Origin of the sequence: Enterobacter sp. 50793107, assembly GCF_001463365.1 — a bacterium.
Classification (GTDB): domain Bacteria; phylum Pseudomonadota; class Gammaproteobacteria; order Enterobacterales; family Enterobacteriaceae; genus Enterobacter; species Enterobacter cloacae.
In genome coordinates, this window is sequence record NZ_LNII01000055.1 from 18,048 (window position 1) to 41,062 (window position 23,015).

Consider the following 23,015-nt stretch of genomic DNA (forward strand, 5'->3'; position numbering starts at 1 on the left):
CGGGGAGCGATCCCCGCGGCCTTTTGCGTTTCTTTAGACGACTTGCGTTAACCCGGAGATTATGAAGACACATCCACAGTACGAACCCTGGTTGCAGGGCATGCTCACCATCGCGAAGCACTATCGGCTGGATTTTTCGGCGGAGCATGTTCGGGTCACGATTAACCATGAAAGCCAGTCCCCGCGCCAGCTGGTGCTGGAGGAGATGGCGCGCCAGCTTGGGCTTGGGATGCGTAAGGTGGAAGCAGACGCCGTCTCCCTCGACCCGTGGCGTTTACCGCTGCTGGCGGAGTTCACTGGCGGACAGATCGCGGTTATTAACCGCATGGACAACGACGGCAACGTCAGCCTGCAGTTCAGCGGCGATGGCGGGCTGGAGACAACATTAACGCGGGAAGCGCTCGGCGCACGGCTGAAAACACTGCTGGTGTTGCGCCCGCTCGAATCCACGCCGGATGCCCGCGTGGATGATTACATCAAACCCTATGAGAAAAACTGGTTCTGGCAGCTGGCGCTGAAAGACTGGCGACGCTACAGCGACATCATGCTGGTGGCGCTGGTCGCGAACGTGCTGGCGCTCTCCGGCATGGTCTTCTCCATGCAGGTGTACGACAGGGTGGTGCCCTCGCAGTCTGAAGCCACGCTGTGGGTGCTGTTTGGCGGCGTCATGCTCGCCATCGTGTTCGAATTCATTATGCGCATGCTGCGCGTGCATATTTCGGATGTGGTAGGTAAGCGAGCGGATCTGCGGATCTCCGAGCGGGTGTTTGCTCACGCGCTGCGGATCAAAAACAGCGCCCGCTCTAAATCGACCTGGTCGTTTATCGCCCAGATCCGCGAGCTGGAGTCGGTGCGCGAGCTGATTACCTCCACCACCATTGCGGCGATTTCCGATCTGCCGTTCTTCCTGCTGTTTGTGTTCATTCTGTGGATGATTGGCGGTCCGCTGGTGCTGGTGGTTCTGCTTGCCGTGCCGCTGCTGCTGATCCCGGGCCTGCTGGTACAGCGCCCGTTGGGAAAACTCTCCAGCGAAGGGATGCGCGAATCCGCCATTCGTAACGCCACCCTGGTGGAGGCGGTACAGGGCATTGAGGACATCAAGCTGATGCGCGCCGAACAGCGTTTTCAGAATCAGTGGAACAACACCAACGATGTGGCGGCCACCGTCGGAATGAAACAGCGCTGGCTGACCGGGCTGCTCCTGACCTGGACGCAGGAGGTACAGTCCATAGTTTACGCGGTAGTGTTGCTGGTGGGGTGCTATCTGGTCATCAGCGGTGACATGACCACCGGTGCGCTGGTGGGGACCTCGATTCTGGCCTCGCGCACCATCGCGCCGCTCTCACAGATTTCGGGCGTGCTGTCCCGCTGGCAGTCGGCGAAGGTGGCGAGAAAGGGTCTGGACGACCTGATGCAGCGCCCGATTGACGATCCTCAGCAGGGTAAAAAGGTGCATAAAGCCCATCTGCGCGGGAACTATACCCTCGACGACGTGGGATTCTGGTACGACGACGAGGAAAAACTGACCGTGCTGCACATCAGCAAATTGCAGATCCGCGCCGGCGAACGGGTGGCGGTGCTGGGGCGCAACGGCTCCGGCAAAAGTACCTTGCTGCAGCTTCTGGCCGGGATGCAGGAACCGCAGCAGGGAAGCATTCTGCTGGATGATATTGCCTTAAATCATCTCGACACCGCCGATGTGCGCCGGGATATGCAGCTGCTCAGCCAGCAGGCGCGGCTGTTCTTTGGCTCTGTGCGCGACAATATCCTGATGGGCAACCCGCTTGCTACCGACGAGGAGATCCATCAGGCGCTGGTTAACAGCGGTGCGCTGGAGTTCGTGCGTAAGCAGAAAATGGGGCTGAACTACCTCATCAATGAAGGGGGGGCCGGGTTATCCGGCGGCCAGCGACAGGCGCTGTTGCTGGCGCGCGCCCTGATCACGTCGCCCAATATTCTTCTGCTGGACGAGCCTACCGCCTGGCTGGATGAGATGAGCGAAAAGCAGTTCATTCAGCACTTACAGCAATGGCTGGGCAAGCGCCGGACGCTGGTGGTGGCAACACACCGGCTGCCGATTCTGGATCTGGTTGACCGCATCATCGTGCTGGAAAACGGCAAGGTGGTGATGGATGGCCCGCGCGACGCGATCCTGCGTCAGCACGGTATGGCGCCGCAAAAGGCAGCGCAGCGTACCGTGACCATGAAACCGGCGGCCGTGTCCGAGGAGGGAATGGCATGAATGATCTATCCCGCTATAACAGCCGCCTGAAAGAGCCGCGCCTGCCGCGCTCAACGTGGGTGGCCTGGTCGCTGTTCGCGCTGCTTGCGGCGTTTATCGCCTGGGCGAGTCTGTTTCAGCTTGATGAAGTCACCACCGGCAACGGCAAAGTGATCCCGTCTTCTCACGAGCAGGTCATTCAGTCGCTGGAGGGGGGCATTATCCATAGCCTGCTGGTGCGCGAAGGTGACATCGTTGAACGTGGGCAGCGGCTGGCTCAGCTTGACCGCACCAAAACAGAATCCAGCGTGCTGGAAAGTGAGTCTCGTCTGAATGCCGCGCTGGCCACGGCTGCGCGCCTGAAAGCGGAAGTCAACGACACGGAACTGACGTTTCCGCAAGAGCTGGATGACGACGTTGAACTGGTCAAACAGGAAACGGCGCTCTTCCAGTCCCGTCGCGAAAGCCTGGAAAAAGGGCTGGCCGGTTTGCGTCAGGGGGCTGAACTGGTCCAGCGCGAGCTGTCGTTAACCCGTCCGCTGGTCACTCAGGGGGCGGCGAGCAAGGTGGAGGTGTTACGTCTGGAGCGGCAAAAAAACGAGCTTGAGAACAAAATCACCGAAATGAAAAACCAGTATTACGTGCGCGCCCGTGAAGAGCTGGCGAAAGCGAATGCGGAGATCGAAGCCCAGCGCTCGGTCATGAAAGGGCGCGAGGATTCCCTGACCCGTTTGACCTTCAACGCGCCGGTGCGCGGGATTGTGAAGGACATCGACGTTACCACCGTCGGCGGCGTTATCCCCCCCAATGGGAAACTGATGAGCCTGGTGCCTCTTGACGATCAGATGGTGGTTGAAGCGAAAATTTCACCGCGTGATGTGGCGTTTATCCACCCCGGACAAAAAGCGCTGGTGAAAATCACCGCCTATGACTACTCGATTTATGGTGGACTGACGGGTGAGGTGACCATGATTTCACCCGATACCCTTCAGGATGAGGTCAAAAGAGACGTGTACTACTACCGCGTCTATATCCGTACTGACAGTAACCACCTGACCAATAAACAGGGCAAGGAATTTCCGGTGTTTCCGGGGATGATTGCGACGGTGGATATTAAAACGGGCAGTAAATCCATTCTGGATTATCTGCTGAAACCGCTGAACAAGGCGAAAGAGGCGTTGCGGGAACGCTGACGAACAGAAAAGGGCGCTCGGGAAACCGAACGCCCCAGGATTATACCGGGGAGATTACATCCCCACCCTGGCGTCGCTCCTTCGGAACCACGTTGATGTAATGCGTGACATAGGCAAAATATAACCCGGCATAATTTTCGACGAGCTGCATAAATGCAGGATAAATGGTCATTCGGCCATCCCCTCTGTCTTTAAGATAACCTGCCTCTTGCGCGGATTTAATTATGCGCGCCACGTGGATACGTGAGACAAAAAACGCTTTCGCCAGCGTGCCGGGCGAATAATCAATTATCGCGCCATGTGCAGTTTTGTTTTTAATAGCCTGCAAATATAAATACAGCATAATCATTCGCCCTCCATCTTTATCAATAAATAACCCCACTTCCGGTAACACGGCTTTGAAGGTTAATCCGCGAAACAGATACTCAGCCGCCCGGCGGAAAAAGTTATTTCTCAGAATATCGTTATCTAACAGGTTAAGGTCGATGTTAAATGTCGGGTAAAGAATACTGACGGGTATAAATGCGCCGCTCATGTAACGTTTTAGTTCATCCAGTCCTTTTTGCGTGGGGGCGATGCGCGTCTTTCGGCGATCCTCCATACAGCGCCAGGTCTTAATCCGCCCGGTAGTTCTCAGTAAGGTGATGATAGCAATAACGCTGTTGGGACTGGCGATTTTGTATCGCGAAAATAATGCTTTTATCTCTGAAACAGATTCGGCCTGATTGCCGAATATAAAACAACACATGGCAAGAATAATATTGAACCGTGATTCCTGGAGCATTGTTTTGTAGAACAAGGGTTGTTTTTTATAGATGCTGTCATTGATTTTGTAGTGTTCTATTATTGCCTCGCTAAACCGCGGGTTGTTCTTAATAACATCCCTTCGATGTAGCAAGGCCCTGGATGAGATATGATTATCCATAGCATTTTCTCTTTTTGAGCAAGCCGACGTAATGAAGTGTCCAGACTTCTTTTTCGGAATTTTCATTATACCTTGCAGGGAAAACATTTTCCGTCGTTATTTGCAAAGATTGTTATATTTGCACAGCATATGGATCCAGGCGGTGATTAACGCAAAGATGTTGCAGGGCGAGACGTTGATAACGGTTTATTAACCTACGGGGGTAAGATAAAATTAACCTGTTACGCAGGTTATATTCAGGCTTGTGACATTTCCGCATGTTTTTAGTCTCGATGTGCTGGTCATTATTGACCAGGGCAACGGTGTTTTTGTACCCAGGAGCGCATTATGATTCAAAACAATTCTCACAATAATCATGATTGTCATGCACAGGAATTTGTTATTTCAGCCTGCAGTTTTACGTTCCAGGGGTACCGTCTGTTACTGAAAGAGCAGGGAGGGTTGGCGTCACAGGTGCGTTTTGAGGATGACGTCGCAAATCGGGAAGATGTCTACACTATTATCAAAAATCAGGACGCTAAAATTACGGTCTTTCTCGGGGAAGAGATCGTGGATCTTTTGCAGAGCCTCAGGCACCTTGCCGATCTTCTTAACACACTTCCCGTCATCCGCCCGGTCACTCTGTATGGCAATATACCTGACAGTTGGCTGTACGGGACCTTGCGTAGTTTATTGAATAACAATCAAAAATTATCTCTGATCCGCATCGCCAACAGCGGCGATATTATTGCGCGTGTTCAGAAAAAAAATGACGCATGCAGGGACAGATCTCGCTCATTGCAGGATCATCATGCGGACTGTAGCTTTAAAGACCGTCAAAAAGGGCTCACAAACAGAGAACTTGATGTCTTATTAAATTTCTACCGGGGCATGTCGGTAAATAAACAGTGCAAAAAATTTGGGCTGACGAATAAAACGGTATATACACATCGCAAGGCCGGTTTAAGAAAGCTGCAATTAATCCAGTTGTGGTATAAAAATTCTCAGGGTTTTTCTGCGTCAGGGAGTGGGGAACGGCAGGGCAAAATAGAATCACTGTCCAGTACTGAGGTGGATGTCTTTAATGCGCTGCTTAAAAGGGAGATATTTCCTGCGTATCAAATCATCACCGATGAAAATAAAAAAGGTGTTGGGTTTGAGATTTTATTACGCTGGAACAAGAACGGTAAAATTATCAAGCCTGCCCATTTTCTTACCGGGGTGAAAAATCGTGAGCTATGGTTGAATATCACGGCGCTGGTGCTGCATGCCGCTGTTTCTGGCATCAACAAATATAACGGGAAATATTATTTTTCGGTGAATATACCGCCGGAACTCGCGGCCGGAAATGCCTTGCCCGAGATGGCCAAAAAAGCCATCAAGATGCTGCTCAAACCCCAGTGGGCCGGGAACCTGGTCTTTGAATTTGCTGAAGATATTGATGTGACCAAAGATAAAACCATCCCAGAAACCATGCGTCGCCTGCGCAGTACGGGGTGTCGGTTATTCCTGGATGATTGCTTCTCCAGCCATCAAACCATGTTTCCGGTGAGGCAGGTTCATTTTGATGGTTTAAAGCTTGACCGGGATATTGTCGGAAAGTTTGTCGCTAATGACAATGATTACAAACTTATCAAAGCGATTCAGATATACAGTGACATGACCGGCAGCGAATGTATTGCAGAGGGGGTGGATAGCGAAGAGAAATTTGAAAAGCTGGTGGCGTTAGGCGTAAAAAGTTTCCAGGGATATTATCTTTCCCGCGCCGTGAAAGAGGAGGAGTTAGATCGCATGGTAAGATTGTTTAGCTAATAAAATAAGGCCCCGTGGGGCCTGAGATTATTTACGGCCGAGTAACAGGCCCAGAACAATACCCACTGCACCAGCCGCAATCAGGCCGGTTAACGTGTTATTTCTGACTGCCTCAGTGACATCAGAAACGGCATCACTGGCCTGCGCAGCATATTTTCGTGCTGCCCCTTTCACCTGATGTTTAGGGGAGTCAACGAATTCACCAAACTGCTGCTGAGCAGAGCCCGTCAGTTCGTCGAGTTTATTTTTGGCTTTATCACCAGCATACTGTGCGTTTTTATCAGCGTCGAAATCAGACATTGTTACCTCCTTTTGTGGATAATTAAAGGATAGCCGCTATTTCAACATCTGAGAGCCGTAATGCGGATTCAGGCGCGTTTTAGGATATGTCTCCCTTCGCGCCGCCTTACTCTTCAGACTCGTCTTTGCCGTAAAACAGTTTGCCAATTTTGATGAGAGGACGCCCCTGTGACTTACGGTGAAGGTTGCTGTCACGCAGGGAATATACGCATCCGCAGTACTCCTGCTGATAAAACTGTTCGCGCTTGCTGATCTCAATCATCCGCGACGATCCGCCTTGCTTGCGCCAGTTATAATCCCAGTAGACCATGCCCGGATAGTGGGCTGCCGCGCGCTGACCACAGTCGTTGATCTGCTGCATATTCTTCCAGCGCGAGATGCCAAGGGAGCTACTGATCACACTGAAACCATTTTCCGCCGCGTATAACGCCGTGCGTTCGAAACGCATATCGAAACACATGGTGCAGCGGATCCCACGTTCAGGCTCCCATTCCATCCCTTTTGCGCGTTCAAACCAGTTGTCCGTATCGTAATCCGCATCAACAAAGGGCACGCCGTGTTTTTCCGCAAAACGAATATTCTCTTCCTTACGGATGAGATACTCCTTTTGCGGGTGGATATTGGGGTTATAGAAGAAGATGGTGTAATCAATGCCTGAGGCCTGAATGGCCTCCATTACCTCGCCGGAGCAGGGCGCGCAGCAGGAGTGCAGCAGCAGTTTGTCAGCGCCGTTTGGCAGGGTAAGTTGAGGACGAATGAAGGGGGCTGTGCTCATGGTATTCAACAATATGTTAATGAAATTTATGGAATTGTAGCATAGATCCCGCACAGCCGGGATCTCTGCACAGCGCGCGCCGTTTACCCGGCAAATTTCAGCAGCGCTTCTCCATCCAGGCGATAGCGCACCCACTCGGACTGCGGGAGCGCGCCAATGCTCAGATAGAAGTCGATTGCCGGCTGGTTCCAGTCCAGTACGCTCCATTCCAGACGACCACACTGGCGTTTTACGGCGAGCTGCGCGATATGTTTCAGCAAGGCTCTTCCCGCGCCTTTACCGCGATAATCCGGGGATACATACAGGTCTTCCATATAGATACCGTTGCGGCCAAGCCAGGTTGAATAGCTGGTGAAGAACACGGCATACCCAGCGATCTTACCTTCATACTCCGCGATCAGCGCTTCGGTTTTACTGTCTGCGCCAAAGAGGGTTTCGCGGATCTCGTCCGGCGTGGTGATCACTTCTTCCGGTGCTTTTTCATAGACCGCCAGCTCATAAATCATGGCGTAAATGGCCGCCGCATCCTCGGGGCGGGCCTGACGAATGGTAATGCTCATGGTATTTCCTGCATGTTTTGCGATTGATGGCGCTAAGCATACGGAGTATTGTCCGAAGAATTAAGTGCAATGAAATCAACAAATGATGAATATTATGCATCCGGCCCTGAGACGCCTTGATTTAAACCTGCTGCCCGTTTTCGACGCCATTTACCGTCACCGTTCGGTTCGCCTGGCCGCCGATGAGTTAGCGATGAGCACATCGGCACTGAGCCATGCGCTGTCACGTTTGCGAACGACGCTGAATGATCCGCTATTTTTCCGGGAAGGGCATCGCATGTCACCCAGCGTGTATGCCACACAGCTCGCGCCGTCCATTGCTTCTGCTTTGTCGTTTCTTAATCATGAGCTTACACCGCAGCCGGAGTTTGAAGCGGACAAAAGTAGCGAGAGCCTGCACATTGCGATTACAGATTTTACCGCGCTTTGTATATTCCCGGCCCTGATGCACAAGTTGCAGGATGCCGCGCCGGGTTTGCGTTTTGAACTGCGCTATCTGCCACACAGCCCCGCGCTGACGGAGCTGCTGGCAGGCGAAGTGGATCTGGCGCTCGGTTTCAGCACGGCGGAGGAGATCCGCCATCCTGAACTGGAGGAGATAAGCTGGTTTGAAGATGAGTATGTGGTCATCAGCAACACAAGCCGGACACGTCTGACGCTTGAGGATTATCTCGCGGCCCGCCATCTGGTAGTCACCCCCTGGAATGAGAAGCAGGGCGTGCTGGATTTACGGCTGGAGGAGTTGGGCTATACCCGGCACATTGCGATCAAAACCCCGTCAATGCTCAGCGCACCGTTTATCGTTGCGCAAAGCGATCTGCTGATGGCCATTCCCCGGTATGCAGCCGAAAAGCTGAAGGCGGCCGTGAATATCAACATTTTTACCTTACCGTTCGCCATTCAAAAATTTGACGTGAAAATTTACTCCCATAAACGCAGCGGTCAGCGGGGCGCAACCCGCTGGCTGAAAGAAGAGTTGCAAAGATTAGCAATAGAAATGAAGGCTGGGTAAGCGCAGCGCCAGTCGGCAGGAAGGGGCATATCGTTGCGCGACTGCTATGACCGGTATCATCAGGAGACTGAAATGAAATCAGATGTTAATGTTTTACTCAGTAAAATCATTGAGTTGCTTGTTTCATGTAATGAAAGTGTTTGGTCAAAGAAACTCATCTATTTTCGCGAACAGCTGGACTCTGATTATGAGCAGGCCTTGTTAGGTATCAGGTCTATTTTCGCAGGGGCAGGGTCCTTTAACGACTTAATACTGCAAAATAACGGCAAAATGCTGCGAGAAGAGAACAACGCGCTTAATAGGTTACAAGATGAGCTATACAGCTTAACGAAAGCAGAGATCTCCGCGCGTAACATTTAAAATCCAGTTAAAAGATGTGGTAGAAGACCTCTGCCACCAGTTTGAATAAAAAGTATAAATAATACCAAACCAAATGATTAATAACGTATGTTATCTGAGATATGGCCTCGCGCCTGCCGCAAGTCATCGGCAGGCGCGCGGGGGCCGTAACTGATAGGGGTTCAGTTGGTATCTCAGTAAAATATATGTTAAGCATGCGGTCCCTGTAACAGGGGACAGCGGATCCAAAAGCTAACTTATTAAATGATTAGCTATCGCGGGGCACTCTTATTATCAAAGGGGTTGTCTCAAATCCGTGTGGGCATTTGCGCGCATTGCAATGCTCAGCGTATGAGCAGTCTTCAGAATCCAGGTTTTTATTAAAAGGACAGGCCATTTTGTTTTTTATTTCGTCCCACAGGTTCTCATTGTATGGCGAGACGTTATAAAGGGATATTTGGTTGAACACCCCATTTACAAAAATTCCATTTTTTGTTGTATGTATTCTGTCTCCGGGCAAAAGATAGATGTCACTCTCGTACCAAATTATTAATCTTAATAATTTCAAACCAACAATGTGCGAATAAACGATTCCTGTGTTAGGGCAAATGACAGAACTTAATACTCGCCACGACATCATACTCTTCTCCATAAGATATTTTTACCTGGATTTAGGTTTAGCACGTGATTAGACATCAATCAATGTTGTAACTCATTGATATTGATCGTTATTTTAAGGTGTTGTGATTTTTCTCTATATATAACAATGGTTTGTGCAATATGGTTTCGATAATTATTTTGAATTATATATCTTACATCAAAGAGGAGTGGTTTGATTTTGACCGTTTACAGGTTCTGAACGCAAAAAAATAAGATTTCGTAGAAGCCTTTATTATTAAGGAAAATTTAATCATGGCGGAAACCATTTCATTTCAACATGTTACCTGGTTTAAAGTTTAGATGGTTTTTTGAATTATTATCAATGCTGCTTATCGATTCCAGCGAATAAAGGGTACTGGTGACGCTTTTTTTTGGCTTAGCCATAGAAAATGGCTTAATTCGAATGTTGAGGCCAGCATTTCAAAGAGAAATTATTCAGAATTACTTATGTATGATAATGCGCTTCAAGAGCCTGATAACCCTATGAAAGCAGTTGTTTACATAATGTTGCTTTAAAGGGTACCATACCCCCATATAGTATCAGGAGGCCGTATGCCGCACTCACCCGAAGATAAAAAACGTATCCTCACTCGCGTTCGTCGCATTCGGGGCCAGGTTGATGCCCTTGAACGTGCGCTGGAGTCGGGCGACCCCTGTCTGGCCATCCTGCAGCAAATTGCCGCCGTGCGCGGCGCTGCCAATGGCCTGATGGGCGAAATGGTTGAAATTCACCTCAAAGATGAGCTGGTAACGGGGGAAACCACGCCGGATCAGCGAGCCGTGCGCATGGCAGAAGTCGGCCATTTACTGCGCGCTTATCTAAAATAAACCCACACACCACACAATAAGGGAAGACACTATGAAATCTCGCGCAGCCGTCGCATTTGGCCCTGGCCAGCCGCTCAAAATCGTTGAAATCGACGTTGCACCGCCGAAGAAGGGCGAAGTGCTGATCAAAATTACCCATACCGGGGTGTGCCATACCGATGCCTTTACGCTGTCGGGCGACGATCCGGAAGGCGTTTTCCCGGCGGTGCTCGGCCATGAAGGGGGCGGTGTGGTGGTGGAAGTGGGCGAAGGCGTGACCAGCCTGAAGCCGGGCGACCACGTAATCCCGCTGTACACCGCAGAATGCGGCGAGTGTAAGTTCTGTAAATCCGGTAAGACCAACCTCTGCCAGGCGGTTCGCGCCACTCAGGGCAAGGGGCTGATGCCGGACGGTACCACCCGTTTCTCCTATAACGGCGAGCCGGTTTACCACTACATGGGCACCAGCACCTTCAGTGAATACACCGTTTGCGCGGAGATCTCACTGGCGAAGGTGAACCCGCAGGCGCCGCTGGATAAAGTCTGTCTGCTGGGCTGCGGCGTCACCACCGGGATTGGGGCAGTACACAACACGGCGAAAGTGAAAGAGGGCGACACCGTGGCGGTGTTCGGTCTTGGCGGGATTGGTCTGGCGGTGATTCAGGGCGCGGTCCAGGCGAAGGCCGGGCGGATCATCGCGGTGGATACCAACCCGGAGAAATTCAAACTGGCGGGTGAAATGGGCGCGACCGATTTCGTGAACCCGAAAGATCACGAAAAACCGATTCAGGAGGTCATTGTTGAGATGACCGACGGCGGCGTGGACTTTAGCTTCGAATGTATCGGCAACGTGAACGTGATGCGTTCCGCGCTTGAATGCTGCCACAAGGGCTGGGGCGAGAGCATTATCATCGGCGTGGCCGGTGCGGGCCAGGAGATCAAAACTCGTCCGTTCCAGCTGGTAACCGGGCGCGTATGGCGTGGCTCAGCGTTCGGCGGCGTGAAAGGGCGCACGCAGCTGCCGGGGATGGTTGAAGATGCGATGGCCGGGAAAATCCAGCTCGATCCGTTCATCACCCACCGTTTACCGCTGGAGCAGATCAACGAGGCGTTCGATCTGATGCATGAAGGTAAATCCATTCGTACCGTTATTCATTTCGGCGACAAGTAACTCTTCTGCCAGCGGTTTTTCGCCGCTGGCGTTTCTTTAATAATCTTCTCTAAAGTGTGACCAGTGCGGCGTTTTTAGCCGTAATCTAAATCTCAGCCGTGCCGATGACTATTTAACAGGCGTGTTTTTACGCATCTTACCTACAAGAGAGTCGACGGTCATGGACAACACTACTTCGATGCCAGCGCAGCGCAAGCTGGGCTTCTTGCATCACATCAGGCTGGTTCCGCTGTTTTCCTCCATTCTCGGTGTCATTATTCTGCTATTTGCCTTGAGCGCAGGTCTGGCGGGGTATTTCCTTTTACAGGCCGACACCGATCAGCAGGATGTCACGTCTGAAATTCAGGTGCGTATGGGGCTGTCGAATAGCTCAAACCATCTGCGAACCGCGCGTATCAATATGATCCACGCCGGGGCGGCGAGCCGTATCGCGGAAATGGATGCGATGAAGCAAAACATCGCTGAGGCGGAAAAACGGATCAAGCAGTCTCAGGAAGGGTTTAATGCCTACATCAATCGCCCGGTTCGTACGCCTGAGGATGAAGCGCTGGATGCCGATCTGAAAACACGCTATGACGCCTATATCGCAGGCCTGCAGCCGATGCTTAAGTTTGCTAAAAACGGCATGTTTGAAGCCATCATTAACCATGAAAACGAAAGCGCCCGCCCGCTGGATGATGCCTACAACGCCGTGCTGCTGAAGGCGATAAAGATCCGCACCGAGCGCGCGAACGCCCTGACGGTTAAGGCACACAGCCGCACCCAGCTGGGTCTGATGTTTATGGTGGGCGCGTTTGCCCTGGCGCTGGTGCTGACGGCCATGACCTTTGTCGTGCTGCGTCGCACGGTTATCACCCCGTTGCAGCGCGCCGCGAAACGCATTGAAAATATCGCCAAAGGCGACCTCACCATGCCGGACGATGTGGCCGGACGCAGCGAAATTGGCCGCCTGACACGCGACCTGCAAACCATGCAGCACTCGCTGGAGAACACCGTCGGTACCGTGCGTCAGGGGGCGGAAGAGATCTATCGTGGCACCAGCGAAATCTCCGCAGGCAACACCGACCTCTCTTCCCGTACCGAGCAACAGGCGGCAGCCATTGAGCAGACGGCAGCCAGCATGGAGCAGCTCACCGCAACGGTGAAACAGAACGCCGATAACGCGCACCATGCCAGCAAGCTGGCGGAAGATGCCTCCGGTAAAGCCAGCCGTGGCGGCCAGATGGTCTCCGGGGTGGTTAAAACCATGGGCAATATCTCTACCAGTTCGAAGAAGATTTCCGAAATTACCGCCGTGATTAACAGTATCGCCTTCCAGACCAATATCCTGGCGCTCAACGCGGCGGTAGAAGCAGCGCGTGCGGGTGAGCAGGGGCGCGGGTTTGCTGTGGTGGCAAGCGAAGTTCGTACTCTGGCAAGCCGCAGTGCGAATGCCGCCAAAGAGATCGAAAGCCTGATCAACGAATCCGTTTCGCTGATTGACCAGGGCTCGGGCGAAGTCGTCGCCGCCGGTAATACCATGAATGAAATCGTCGAAGCGGTTAAACGCGTCACGGACATTATGCTGGAGATCGCCGCCGCGTCTGATGAACAGAGCCGTGGTATTGAGCAGGTGAGCCAGGCGATTTCTGAGATGGATAAAGTGACCCAGCAGAACGCCTCGCTGGTGGAAGAGGCTTCCGCCGCGGCGGCATCGCTGGAAGAACAGGGCGCGCGTCTGACCGAGGCGGTGGGTGCATTTCGACTGAGCGGCGCGAAGCAAGGCCGGGCGGCAACGTCTGCGCCAGTGGCGAAGAATGCGCCGCTGCGTCCGGCGGCAGCGGTTTCCGGGGATAACTGGGAGACGTTCTGAGTGGCGTGTTGTGTCGGGTGGCGGCTTCGCCTTACCCGACCTACAAATAAAAAGGGACCTTTCGGTCCCTTTTTTCATCGCTTACTTTTTATCGGGTAACGCATACGCGATAACGTAATCACCGCGATCCGGTGACTGGCGGGCGCCGCCAGCGTTAATGACGATGTACTGTTTACCGGTTTTCGGTGAAACGTAGGTCATTGGCCCGGACTGGCTGCCGACCGGCAGACGGTCTTTCCAGATCTCTTTTCCGGTGGCGGTATCGAACGCGCGCAGGTAGAAATCCTGAGTGCCGGCAAAGAACAGCAGGCCAGACTGGGTGGAGAGTGACGCGCCAAGGGTTGGCATCCCGATAGGGATCGGCATATGCATGCGAATACCCAGCGGGCCGGTATCTTCCACGGTGCCCACCGGAACCTGCCACACCAGCTTGCCGGATTTCAGGTCAACCGCGGACATCGTGCCAAACGGCGGTTTCTGGCATGGAATACCCAGCGGTGACAGGAAACGCTCGCGCATGGCGCCGAACGGCGTGCCGTCCATGGGCACAATACCCATCTCAATCCCGCTGGCGTCTTTCGCCACGCTGGCGCGCGGTACCATGTAGTTGGCCAGTCCCAGGCGCATATCGTTGACGAACATCAGCCCGTTGTTCGGATCGACCGAGACGCTGCCCCAGTTCATCCCGCCCAGTGAGCCAGGGAACTGCAGGGAACGATCGAGACCCGGCGGGGTAAAGACCCCCTGATGGCGCATCTCTTTAAACTGGATGCGGCACAGCAGCAGGTCGACAGGCGTCGCGCCCCACATGTCGGATTCGGTCAGGGTCTGGTTGCCAATCATCGGCATACCGACGGAATACGGCTGCGTCGGGGAGTAGCGTTCGCCCTGCACGTTACCCGCCGGGGCCGGACGTTCTTCCACTTTCGCCACCGGTTTGCCGGTTTCGCGGTTGAGCATAAAGATCATGCCCTGTTTACTGGTCTGCACCAGAACCGGCGTGGTTCCGCCTTTACCGTCTGGCAGATCGTACAGCAGCGGTTGAGAAGGCAGATCGAAGTCCCACAGGTCGTGATGGGTGGTCTGGAAATGCCAGCGGACCTGGCCGGTGGTGGCGTCAACGGCAACGATGGAGGAGCTGTATTTATCATCCAGCGCGGTGCGTTCTCCGGCCCAGAAATCTGGCGTGGCGTTACCGGTTGGCAGGTAAATCAGGTTCAGTTTTGCGTCATAGGACATTGCAGACCAGACGTTCGGTGTACCGCGCGTGTAGGTCTGGCCTTCCGGCGGCAGGCCGGTCAGGTTCGGATTACCCGGATCCCACGCCCAGGCCAGTTTACCGGTATGAACGTCATAGGCGCGCACCACGCCCGGCGGTTCGCCGGTGGAGAAGTTATCCGCCACGCGTCCGCCGACTACCACCACGTTTCCTGCCACCAGCGGCGTGGAGGTTTGCTGATAGTAGCCCGGTTTAATCTCACCCATACCCACGCTCAGATCCACGGTACCTTTGTCACCAAAGTCTTTGCAGGCTTTACCGTTATCGGCGTTGATGGCAATCAGGCGGGCATCGGTGGTGGGCAGGAACAGACGGCGCGGACAGGCGGCGGGCTGCGCATCAGCCTGTGACGTTGTCACGTTTTGTGAATCTTCAAAATAGCCCAGCCCACGGCAGCGCTGCCAGTTCGGGGCCGTGGCTTTGGCGTCGTAACGCCACTTCTCTTTCCCGGAATCTACATCCAGCGCCAGCACTTTGCTGTACGGCGTACAGACGTAGAGCGTGTCGCCAATCTGCAGCGGCGTGTTCTGGTCTTCCGCACCGGAGCCGTTGCTCTGAGGGATATCCCCGGTATGGGCAACCCACGCGACTTTCAGCTCGTTAACGTTCTGCTTGTTAATCTGGTCAAGGGCCGCAAAACGATCCCCGTGGGTGGTGTTACCCCAGTGTTCCCAGTTCTTCTGCTGTTCGCCAGCCGCGACCGGTTTCACCGGCACCGGCTCATTCGCCGCCACCAGCGTTTGGGGTTTAAACATCCAGCCCAGGCTGACCAGCATTGCCACGGCGATCAGCGCCGCCACGCTAAAAGCCGGGCCTTTTTTCACCGGAGTCGCACGGTTTGCCGCACGCAGGAACGGCCAGACGAGGGCACACAGGAATGCCAGCACCGCAAAGGTGAAGAGGCGTGAGAAGAGCGGCCAGAAATCCCAGCCGGCATCGCTTACCGCCCAGAACAGCGACGCGATAAACGCGATGCCATACAACACAATCCCGCTGTTGCGGTTGATGAAAATCAGGATCGCGGCAATCACCATTACCACGCCCATGATCAGGAAGTATCCACTTCCGCCTACGGTGACGAGTTTAAAACCCAACCCGCCAACGGCCAGACCGACGATTGCCATCAGTCCGGCAAGGAGCCACTGCAGGATACGGGGTATCCCACGTGGCGCGTTGCCAAATGCCATCTCTTTCTCCTTAAGATCCCCCGCTGCACAGCACGACAACGTGCCGGAAGTGTACCAGGTGGGTAATAAATGCAGTGGGAATAATGATTAATACGCTTGAATTCGGGGTTGATAAAACATTTACGAACCATTTGGTGAATTCGTCGCTATGATAAAACTGTTAAATTGTTTTGCGCAATTGTTAATAAATGATTTCGCATTAAATGATTAGAACGCAGGAATGACCCTCGCCCCGGGGGGAGAGGGTCAGGGCAAGGGGAAAGGAATCAGGCAGGCATCGATTTACGTATCGCGCTCAGCAGCGTCTGTGCACCTGAGGAGAGCGGCGTATCAACGCGGGTTAAAATGCCAATCGGCTCGCCGGCGCCGGGCGAGGTCACCGGCAGTGCGGTGAGCGTGCCCTGGCGTAAATCATCTTTGACCGCACCGGAGGGGACGAACCAGACGTAGTCATAATCCACGGTAAGCTGGCGTGACAGGGAGGCGGACAGGGTTTCAATACAGCCTGTCGGCAGCGTACAGCCCTGCATCTGCAGTAACGTTTCGGCATTTTGCCGTGGAACCGTACCTTTTGGTGACACGACCACCGGCCACTCCATCACCCGGCTTAGGGTTACCGTATCCTGCAACAGAGGATGGTTGGGGCGTACCACCAGCTTCAGGGATTCCAGGAACAGCAGCTCATAATTCAGACCCACCATCAGTTCAGGATCTGACATCCGTCCGATACCCAGATCCAGCTCGCCGGATTTCAGCCCCGCAAGCAGCATGGTGTTATTCATGGTGGCGACCTGCAGGGTCGTATGTTTTTGCTGTTTGTGAAACTGACCGATCACCGGCGGTAGAATGCCCAGCGCCGCCGTGGGCAGGGCACCCACACGGACAATCTCGTGCGTCTGCTCTTCTTTACGGTTTAGCGCCTGTCCGGCGGTATTGAGCGCATCAAGCACTTTTACTGCATGGGTCAGAAACTGCTCGCCGACCAGGGTCAGTTGTGCGCCCAGACGGCCGCGATCGAACAGACGGGCACCGGTCAGTTGTTCCAGCTCGTTAAGCGTTTTTGAGAGAGCAGGCTGGCTTAGGTTAAGGGTTTCAGCCGCACGCCCCAGCGTTCCCTGTTGAGCGACGGCCACAAATGTATGCAAATGGCGCAAGCGAATGCGCTGACTGAACAGACCATTTTTTTCCATAGGCGATGTTAAAAACAGAGCGATGCGGGTGACAAGCTAAGTTGTTTAATTTTGATAACTTGATAGCAAAATATTTTTAACATTTGATCTGTTTGAGTTACAACATGTTTTTGGCGGGGAGCTGAACGTCCTTGTTCATTTATTGCACATTCGGGCAGGGAAACGTTAAATCACGCCATCACCGCCGTCGGAACACCATACCTGGCCGGTCGTAAAGGAACACTCATCTGACGCCAGCGTGACGTATAAAGGTGCAATCTCCACCGGCTGGCCCGGACGGCCCAGCGGTGTGTCACCCCCAAACTGCTTCACTTTCTCCATCGGCTGGCCGCCGCTGGATTGCAGCACCGTCCAGTAAGGCCCGGGAGCCACGGCATTAACGCGAATGCCCTTCGGCCCCAGTTGTTTGGCAAGGGATTTGGTAAACACCGCCAGACAGGCTTTGGTCTGGGCATAGTCCAGCAGGACAGGGCTGGGTTTTACCGCCTGCACCGAGGAGGTGTTAATAATTGCCGCAGGGGCTTTCAGATGGCGAAGCGCCGCTTTGGTGATCCAGAACGGGGCATAAACGTTGGTTTTAAACGTGGCATCGAAATCTTCGGTAGTGAGTTCTTCCAGCGATTCCCGATACTGCTGGCGACCGGCGTTATTCACCAGAATGTCCAGCCCGCCAAGTTTAGCCACCGCTTCTTCCACCAGGTTCTGGCAGAAGGTTTCATCCCGGACATCCCCTGGCAGCGCGACGGCGTTGCGTCCTTCGGCCTTGATAAGGTCGATAACCTCTGCGGCGTCTTTCTCTTCTTCAGGCAGATAATTAATGGCGACATCGGCGCCTTCACGGGCGTAGGCAATGGCCACCGCGCGGCCGATACCGGAGTCACCGCCGGTAATCAGCGCTTTTTTGCCCGCCAGACGGCCGTGGCCTTTATAGCTCGTTTCCCCGTGATCGGGAACAGGTTGCATCTCAGAAGCCAGTCCTGGTGGCGTCTGCGGCTGTTCCGGGAAAGGGGGTTGCGGATAAGCGTTCGTACGTTGTTGAGTATCACTCATAGCTGACTCCTTAAGCCAATAGGTGAGTTAGGATGAAAATACAGCGTTAACGCTTCGCTGAGTTATTTCTGCAGATGATCGACACGCACCACGGAAGGCGATGACTTTTTATCAAGCGAACCGTTAATGCTGATCATCTGGTCTGGTTTGACTGTTCTGCCGTCAAAAACTGCTTTTGGGATAATAACGTCGATTTTTCCGGATTTATCCTGAAATACATACTTATCGCCGCTACCGTCAATAAGGTTGCCGCGCAGTGAAATGGTCGCGCCATCATGCATTTGTTTCGCCTGGTCGATGGTCATAATACGGGCATCATCCGTGCCGCGATAACCGCTATCCAGTGCATGCGGAGGAGGCGGTGCTTCACCCTTTTGTAACCCGCCGTTATTATCAGCCCATGCGGTTGGCACCATAAATATTAAAAAAGCGGAAATAAGTGATAATTTCATCTGATATCCTTCATTTAAGGTGTCTTGACTTATTAAGTATTGTTGCTATTCCTTTATGTGGCAAATGTGATAAGTCTTAAAAACATTCGCCATACAAAACAGAACGTTTGGTAAATAAGCGAAACGGTGATAGCTACCATGAATGATAAAAATGAAAAGTTACCCGGGATAAATGAGAGTTATCGCTTGCTGAGGTTTGAATATGCATTTCGCCAGGTCGGATTTATTGTGTTACTGAGTATTATCATCGCGGCGATTGCTGGTCTGTTTACAAGTGGGATAGTGAGTGACACGGAGAAAACCAATTCTGCAAAATCCCTGACCCTCAACTATGAGCGCTTTGCGCGTCGGCAAACGGAGTCGCGACTTCAGCTGACCTTTCCGGTCAACAACGAGGGCAAATACACCGTGAGCATGACCAGCGAGAGCAGCGACGCCTACGAGCCGGGCAGCGTCTGGCCGCAGCCAGACAGCATGTACAGCCGCGGGAACACGCTCTATTTTGTCTATAATCATCTTGAAAAATCGCCACATTTTGCGGTCTGGCTGTTCATTACCCCGACCAGAGGCGGTAAATGGCACAACGTCATTCGTGTAAACAACCTGCCGGATATTCCTTTCTGGCAATTTATTTACCCTTAGGAGGCTGCCATGGATATGGTTTTTAGGGCGTTGGCAATTTACCTGTTTCTGGTGGTGGTCTTCAAAGTGGCCGGACGACGTGCGTTGCTGCAGATGACCAGCTTTGACCTTATTCTCCTGTTAATTATCAGCGAAGCAACCCAGCAGGCCCTGCTGGGGGAGGATTTTTCGGTCACGGGTGCAATGATAACCATCACCACGCTGGTGGTTGTGGATATTATTTTTGGACTGATGAAAAAGTATTTTTCGCCGGTGGAGAATATTCTGGATGGCACGCCGGTAATTCTGGTTGAGAACGGCGTGCCCTTAGCAGATAAACTCAAAAAGGTCGATGTTTCATGTGATGATATTCTGGTTTCGGCCCGGCAGAATAATGGTATTACAAAGTTAAGCGAAATCAAATATGCCATTCTGGAACGTAATGGCCATATTTCCATTATTCCTGAGAAAAAATGAGAGGCCTGATGATGAGCAATCTATACCACGACAACACCATTACCGTGGCTGAACTGACCAAAAAACTGGCGAGCAGGTTAATCGATGCCGGGCTTCGCTTAACAACCGCAGAATCCTGCACCGGCGGGAAGCTTTCGGTGGCGCTCTGCGCGGAAGAGAACACTGCCGATTTTTATGACGTGGGGCTGGTCGTCTTCAGCGATAGCGCGAAGGAGAGGATCCTGGGCGTAAGCCCGGAAACCCTCGCGCGGTTTACCGCCGTCAGTGAACAGACCGTCACCGAGATGGCGGCCAGCATCCGCGACATTGCCCAGGCCGATGTCAGTATCGCCATCAGCGGCTATGCCGGGCCGGAAGGGGGAGAAGACGGCACGGCGGCGGGGACCGTGTGCTTCGCCTGGAATATCGGCGGAAAGACGGAAACGAGCAGGGTGCTCTTTTCCGGCGACTGCCAGGACGTGGTGGAAAAAGCGGTGCATTACTCGCTGGCTGAATTAGTGACGAAATTATCGGGCTGAAATAACGCGGAGGTTTTATGGCTGTGATGGTCATTACTGGCGGGACGGCGGGCGTGGGGAAAGCCACGGCGCTGCACTTTGCAAAAGCGGGCTACGATGTGGGCATTATTGCGCGCGAGGAGACAAGCCTTCACTCGACCCAGGAAGAGCTACGCCGTTTTGGCGTCAATGCGTTGGCCGTGCAGGCGGATGTGGCCGACAGTCAGGCGGTGGTGGATGCCGCCAACGAAATTGAGTATCGCCTTGGGGCGATAGATGTGTGGGTCAATAATGCCATGGGGGCGGTGCTGGCGCCGTTTCGGACCATGACGCCGGATGAATTTCGCCGCGTCACAGAAGTCACCTACCTTGGCTACGTGAACGGTACCCGTGCCGCGCTGGAACTGATGGTGCCGCGCGATCGGGGCGTGATTATTCAGGTTGGCTCCGCGCTGGCCTACCGCTCCATTCCTCTGCAGTCCGCCTACTGCGGCGCCAAAGCCGCGATCCGGGGCTTTACCGATGCGGTGCGTACCGAGCTGATGCATGAGAACAGCCGGGTGCAGCTCGCCATGGTCCAGATGCCGGGGCTGAATACCCCGCAGTTTGAATGGGCACGGAATAAGTTTGCCTGGGCGATGCGCCCGGTTCCGCCGGTGTTTGAGCCGGAAGTGGCCGCGAGTGCCATTTTCAGGGTGGCGCAAAAACCGGTGCGCGAGCTGTGGGTGGGCAGCAGTACCATCCAGTCGATTGTCGGCCAGTTCCTCTTCCCCGGCTTTCTTGACCGTCTGATGGTGAAAAAGGCCTGGGAAGGGCAGATGACCGACACCCTGAACGCAGAAGACCGGCGGGATTATCTCGACCAGCCGGTCAACGACCTGCACAAAATCCACGGCCATTTCTCTGCTGAGGCGAAAACGCGCGCCAGCGCCGTCTCCTCTGGCGCGCCCGGGAAAGTGCTGCTGGGCTCCCTGGCCGTCGCAGGGATTGTGCTCACACGCCTGATGCGCGGCCGCAAAAAGTAGTCAGCGCAGCGCGCTACGGTTTGTCCAGAACCAGCGATAGCCGTAGCCGCCTATATCCAGCTCAACGGTTTTGCCGCAGACCAGCGCATCCTCGTAGCGTTTGTCTGCCAGACAGGCGGTCCATGTGGCGTGGCGGATCCCTCTGGCGGTGAAGGTCACCGGTTTATCGCTGAAATTAACAAAGGTAAGAATGCTGCGATCTTCAGCCTCGTAGTAAATTCCCAGCACTGCATCATTATCGATGGCGATAAGATGAAACGGCGCCACGGCAATCTCCGGGAATTCAGACCGCGTGTTGGCGATATCGATAATCCGGTGCAGCAGCGAGTTGCGGTGCAACAGCGAATCCGCCACGTTAATTTTCTGATAACGATAGGGCCCATGGTCAATGATGGGCGCGATAAAGCTCTGCGGGTCTGCGTCAGAGAAGCCACCGCCCTGAGAGGGCGCCCACTGCATGGGCGTACGCACGGCGTAACGCTCTTCTAAATCCAGATCATCACCCATGCCGATTTCATCCCCGTAGCGCATAACGGGCACCCCGGGCAGGGAGAACAGCACGGCGTGGCAGAGTGCCAGCCGCTTCTGGTCGCCATTCAGCATCGGCGCCAGGCGACGGCGGATCCCACGCTGGTACACGTTCATCTCTTCATCTGGGGCGAACGTGTCGAGGACGAACTGTTTATCCTTTTTACCGATCCCCTCCAGATCCAGCTCGTCGTGGTTACGCAGCCAGTTGGCAAAGCAGCAGGAGTCCGGCGGGACGATCATTTTCTTCACCGCATTGCGCAGCGGGCGGGCGCTTTTCCTGGCCAGGCTCACGTAGAAATATTTATTAAGCCAGAAGTTAAGCACCAGATGAAGGCGGTCGTTATTGCCGAAATAGTCTTTGTAGGCTTCCACCTCTACGTCAACTTCACCGAGCAGGATCGCCTGCGGGTTATGTTGGGTAATCAGGCGGCGCAAGTGCTCCAGGATCCACAGCCCCTTTTTCTCGTCACCGCTTCCGGCCTGGGTGGTGAGATGCGACGCGGCGTCCAGACGGAATCCCGATACGCCGAGCTTGAGCCAGAAGAGGATAATGTTCTCTATCTCTTTAATTACCGCAGGTGAGGTGAGGTTGAGATCAGGCTCGTGGCGATAAAACATATGCCGGTAGTATTGACCTGCCTCGTCATCCCATGTCCAGATGCTCTTTTCCACGCCGGGGAACATCGGAGGCGTATCGTCATCGTCATTATCTGACCACAGATAATAGTCGCGAAAGGGGGATTTCGGGTTGCGCCGGGCCTCCTGAAACCAGGGGTGGGCGTCCGACGTATGCTGGATCAACAGCTCGATAATGACCTGCATCCCCAGCTCACGTGCCTGCTCAATAAAAGCGATAATATCCGCCAGTTTGCCGAACCGGGGGTCGACCTGCAGGTGGTCGCTGACGTCATACCCTTCGTCCAGAAAAGGGGTAAGGTAAAACGGAGTGATCCAGATTACTGTCGCCCCCATGCGGCGTATATATCGCAATTTGGCCGTTATTCCGGCGATGTCTCCGCAGCCATCGCCGTTTAAATCGTAAAACAGTGCCGTATCAATTTGATAAATAATGGCCCGTGTATGCCATCCTGCCATCCTGC

The 23,015-nt window shown here is 53.7% G+C and carries 22 protein-coding genes; 12 read left to right on the top strand and 10 right to left on the bottom strand.

The genetic code is table 11. The features are described 5' to 3' along the window. Positions 1–61: 61 nt before the first annotated feature. Both APU11_RS07560 and APU11_RS07565 read left to right on the top strand, forming a co-directional pair. Positions 62–2,242 carry a type I secretion system permease/ATPase gene (locus APU11_RS07560; RefSeq protein WP_060578375.1) on the top strand — a complete coding sequence of 727 codons (2,181 nt, stop codon included), beginning with the start codon at positions 62–64 and terminating at the stop codon, positions 2,240–2,242. Continuing rightward, complete coding sequence (locus APU11_RS07565) at positions 2,239–3,414, top strand: HlyD family type I secretion periplasmic adaptor subunit (RefSeq protein ID WP_013096690.1); 1,176 nt, start codon at positions 2,239–2,241, stop codon at positions 3,412–3,414. The genes APU11_RS07560 and APU11_RS07565 overlap by 4 nt, the downstream gene beginning before the upstream one ends. A 40-nt stretch (positions 3,415–3,454) precedes the next feature. Here the strand turns inward: APU11_RS07565 and APU11_RS07570 are convergent, their stop codons facing one another. Beyond that, a complete protein-coding gene (locus tag APU11_RS07570; protein WP_060578378.1) occupies positions 3,455–4,339 on the bottom strand; it encodes a hypothetical protein in 885 nt (294 codons plus the stop codon). A 327-nt stretch (positions 4,340–4,666) separates the two neighbouring features. On the opposite strand from APU11_RS07570, the gene APU11_RS07575 reads away from it, so the two are divergent. Next, a complete protein-coding gene (locus APU11_RS07575; protein WP_058651354.1) occupies positions 4,667–6,130 on the top strand; it encodes an EAL domain-containing protein in 1,464 nt (487 codons plus the stop codon). Between the two features lie 27 nt (positions 6,131–6,157). Here the strand turns inward: APU11_RS07575 and APU11_RS07580 are convergent, their stop codons facing one another. The 3 genes from APU11_RS07580 to APU11_RS07590 all read right to left on the bottom strand — a co-directional run bounded on the left by APU11_RS07580 (position 6,158) and on the right by APU11_RS07590 (position 7,765). Then, complete coding sequence (locus APU11_RS07580) at positions 6,158–6,430, bottom strand: CsbD family protein (RefSeq protein WP_060578376.1); 273 nt, start codon at positions 6,428–6,430, stop codon at positions 6,158–6,160. A gap of 106 nt (positions 6,431–6,536) precedes the next feature. Next, positions 6,537–7,205: an epoxyqueuosine reductase QueH gene (locus APU11_RS07585; protein WP_058651353.1), complete on the bottom strand. Its 669-nt coding sequence runs from the start codon at positions 7,203–7,205 to the stop codon at positions 6,537–6,539. Positions 7,206–7,288: 83 nt separating this feature from the next. Further along, positions 7,289–7,765 carry a GNAT family N-acetyltransferase gene (locus APU11_RS07590; RefSeq protein WP_029883812.1) on the bottom strand — a complete coding sequence of 159 codons (477 nt, stop codon included), beginning with the start codon at positions 7,763–7,765 and terminating at the stop codon, positions 7,289–7,291. A gap of 82 nt (positions 7,766–7,847) precedes the next feature. Between APU11_RS07590 and APU11_RS07595 the strand changes: the two genes are divergently transcribed. Further along, the gene (locus APU11_RS07595; RefSeq protein ID WP_058651352.1) at positions 7,848–8,777 is read left to right on the top strand and encodes a LysR family transcriptional regulator; all 930 of its coding nucleotides are present in this window, start codon (positions 7,848–7,850) and stop codon (positions 8,775–8,777) included. 72 nt (positions 8,778–8,849) lie between these two features. Then, a complete protein-coding gene (locus tag APU11_RS07600; RefSeq protein WP_058651351.1) occupies positions 8,850–9,137 on the top strand; it encodes a hypothetical protein in 288 nt (95 codons plus the stop codon). A gap of 247 nt (positions 9,138–9,384) precedes the next feature. Here the strand turns inward: APU11_RS07600 and iraM are convergent, their stop codons facing one another. Continuing rightward, a complete protein-coding gene (gene iraM / locus APU11_RS26635; RefSeq protein ID WP_306295019.1) occupies positions 9,385–9,768 on the bottom strand; it encodes an anti-adapter protein IraM in 384 nt (127 codons plus the stop codon). Between the two features lie 560 nt (positions 9,769–10,328). On the opposite strand from iraM, the gene APU11_RS07610 reads away from it, so the two are divergent. The 3 genes from APU11_RS07610 (at position 10,329) to APU11_RS07620 (ending at position 13,606) form a co-directional block, all read left to right on the top strand. After that, complete coding sequence (locus tag APU11_RS07610; RefSeq protein ID WP_013096678.1) at positions 10,329–10,604, top strand: metal/formaldehyde-sensitive transcriptional repressor; 276 nt, start codon at positions 10,329–10,331, stop codon at positions 10,602–10,604. Between the two features lie 31 nt (positions 10,605–10,635). Beyond that, positions 10,636–11,754 (top strand): S-(hydroxymethyl)glutathione dehydrogenase/class III alcohol dehydrogenase, encoded by a 1,119-nt coding sequence (locus APU11_RS07615; RefSeq protein WP_023619503.1) that lies wholly within the window; start codon positions 10,636–10,638, stop codon positions 11,752–11,754. 160 nt (positions 11,755–11,914) lie between these two features. After that, positions 11,915–13,606: a methyl-accepting chemotaxis protein gene (locus APU11_RS07620; RefSeq protein ID WP_060578377.1), complete on the top strand. Its 1,692-nt coding sequence runs from the start codon at positions 11,915–11,917 to the stop codon at positions 13,604–13,606. A gap of 81 nt (positions 13,607–13,687) precedes the next feature. Here the strand turns inward: APU11_RS07620 and APU11_RS07625 are convergent, their stop codons facing one another. From APU11_RS07625 to APU11_RS07640, 4 genes are all read right to left on the bottom strand, one after another. Further along, positions 13,688–16,072, bottom strand: a complete 2,385-nt coding sequence (locus APU11_RS07625; protein WP_058651350.1) for a glucose/quinate/shikimate family membrane-bound PQQ-dependent dehydrogenase — start codon at positions 16,070–16,072, stop codon at positions 13,688–13,690. 266 nt (positions 16,073–16,338) lie between these two features. Next, positions 16,339–17,262: a LysR substrate-binding domain-containing protein gene (locus tag APU11_RS07630; RefSeq protein WP_014831860.1), complete on the bottom strand. Its 924-nt coding sequence runs from the start codon at positions 17,260–17,262 to the stop codon at positions 16,339–16,341. 165 nt (positions 17,263–17,427) lie between these two features. After that, entirely contained in the window at positions 17,428–18,312 is an 885-nt protein-coding gene (locus APU11_RS07635; protein ID WP_013096673.1) for an SDR family oxidoreductase, read from the bottom strand. 62 nt (positions 18,313–18,374) lie between these two features. Continuing rightward, positions 18,375–18,764: a YdeI family stress tolerance OB fold protein gene (locus tag APU11_RS07640; protein WP_013096672.1), complete on the bottom strand. Its 390-nt coding sequence runs from the start codon at positions 18,762–18,764 to the stop codon at positions 18,375–18,377. 138 nt (positions 18,765–18,902) lie between these two features. Here APU11_RS07640 and APU11_RS07645 point away from each other — a divergent pair, with 138 nt between their 5' ends. From APU11_RS07645 to APU11_RS07660, 4 genes are read left to right on the top strand one after another with little or no spacing between them, the layout of a single operon-like run. Next, positions 18,903–19,406, top strand: coding sequence for a hypothetical protein (locus APU11_RS07645; protein ID WP_058651349.1), 504 nt, complete (start codon positions 18,903–18,905; stop codon positions 19,404–19,406). Between the two features lie 9 nt (positions 19,407–19,415). Continuing rightward, complete coding sequence (locus APU11_RS07650) at positions 19,416–19,862, top strand: YetF domain-containing protein (RefSeq protein WP_013096670.1); 447 nt, start codon at positions 19,416–19,418, stop codon at positions 19,860–19,862. 11 nt (positions 19,863–19,873) lie between these two features. Further along, positions 19,874–20,380, top strand: coding sequence for a 2-oxo-tetronate isomerase (locus tag APU11_RS07655; protein WP_028027876.1), 507 nt, complete (start codon positions 19,874–19,876; stop codon positions 20,378–20,380). Positions 20,381–20,397: 17 nt separating this feature from the next. Continuing rightward, positions 20,398–21,384 (top strand): SDR family oxidoreductase, encoded by a 987-nt coding sequence (locus APU11_RS07660; RefSeq protein WP_020688581.1) that lies wholly within the window; start codon positions 20,398–20,400, stop codon positions 21,382–21,384. Here APU11_RS07660 and APU11_RS07665 read toward each other — a convergent pair whose 3' ends face one another. Then, positions 21,385–23,010 carry an alpha-amylase family protein gene (locus APU11_RS07665; protein WP_038419381.1) on the bottom strand — a complete coding sequence of 542 codons (1,626 nt, stop codon included), beginning with the start codon at positions 23,008–23,010 and terminating at the stop codon, positions 21,385–21,387. Positions 23,011–23,015 lie beyond the last annotated feature (5 nt).